We start from the raw sequence: 1189 nt of genomic DNA on the forward strand, positions 1-1189 counted from the left end.
TTATGCTTTGCCGTCGTTTATCATCCCAACACCCCCCCCCCCCACCCCCACACCCCCCCCCCCCCCCTCCCCCCACCCACCCCCCCCCCCCCCCCTCCCCCCCCCCCCCCCCTCCTCGCTGTTCGGGTGTCGGCTTGCGCACGTCCTGTCCGTCAGACGGTCACCGGGATGCCGAGCATCGCGGAAGCCTGCTGGAGCGGGCTGAGGACGCGCGTGGGCGTGGCGGCCCGGGGGAGGCCGCGGCAGGTGAACCCGAGCTGGGTCATGGCCCGGAGGACTTCACCTGCGCTGAAGTCACGGCGGTCCTGCCGAGTGATGACCTGGCCGACCTGCTTGACGGGGTAGGTACGGCGCCCGATGATCACTGACTCGCCGACGACCTGCTCGGGCTTGATGCCCTTCATCGACTCCAGGACACCGCTCTTGGTCAGGTCGAACGGGAAACGGGCGATGACACAGCGCATGTTGCCTCGCAGGAAGGAGAAAGGGGGGACGGTCGTGCCGCGGTGAGGCGGTTCAGCGGGCAAGGGCGAGGACGCCCAGAGCGCTGCCCTGCTCGTCGACGACCGGCAGGGCATCGAGCCTGCGGTAGCGCATCGCGTGCTCGGCTTCGGCCATCGTGGTCAAGGGCGAGGCGACCGGCCCGCGGTCTCCCAGGAGGTCGCGGAGACGGACCTGGTCCGTGTACGCCGCGCTGTCGCGGACGGTGGCGAGCCGGCCCTGGGTGACCAGCCCGGTGCACAGGCCGTCCTCGTCGCAGACGAGCAGATGACCCGCGCGGGCACTGGCCATGACGGCCAGGGCCACCTCGACCGTCATGTCGTCACAGACCTGTGGACCGGCCGCCTCCATCGCGTCGTCCACCGTCCGGTGCACAGGGTTGGCGTTCGTCGAGCGGGGCTGCATCTGGACCAGCGTCAAAACGTGCCTCCTGCAGAGATGGGTCAGTTTCCTGATCACGTGCTTCTCAGGCCGCCGCATCGAAGGCGGACTGCCGCACGCTCACGCGCCGGACGGTCGAAGCGGGTCGGCGCCTCCCCCGGGAGGCGGAGCTGCGCTTGGCGCGTTCGACGACCGGTGCGGTGATGACGACGGGGATGCCCGAGGGGGCCTGCGCTCCGGTGATGCGGTTCAGCTCGGCCTCGCCGGAGCGGACCTGCGTCACCTGTGGACGGATCCCCGCGTCCGC

The 1189-nt window shown here is 70.8% G+C and carries 2 protein-coding genes and 1 pseudogene; all 3 read right to left on the bottom strand.

Annotation, left to right across the window (positions count from 1 at the left end; all coding sequences use genetic code 11):
- Positions 1–152: 152 nt before the first annotated feature.
- Positions 153–464 (bottom strand): SCO5918 family protein, encoded by a 312-nt coding sequence (locus tag ACZ7H1_RS37370; protein WP_470792948.1) that lies wholly within the window; start codon positions 462–464, stop codon positions 153–155.
- A gap of 52 nt (positions 465–516) precedes the next feature.
- Positions 517–921: a CBS domain-containing protein gene (locus tag ACZ7H1_RS37375; protein ID WP_470792949.1), complete on the bottom strand. Its 405-nt coding sequence runs from the start codon at positions 919–921 to the stop codon at positions 517–519.
- Between the two features lie 46 nt (positions 922–967).
- A pseudogene (locus ACZ7H1_RS37380) lies at positions 968–1189 on the bottom strand (DEAD/DEAH box helicase); the annotation flags it as partial.

It is taken from the genome of Streptomyces sp. NPDC037401, assembly GCF_055602345.1.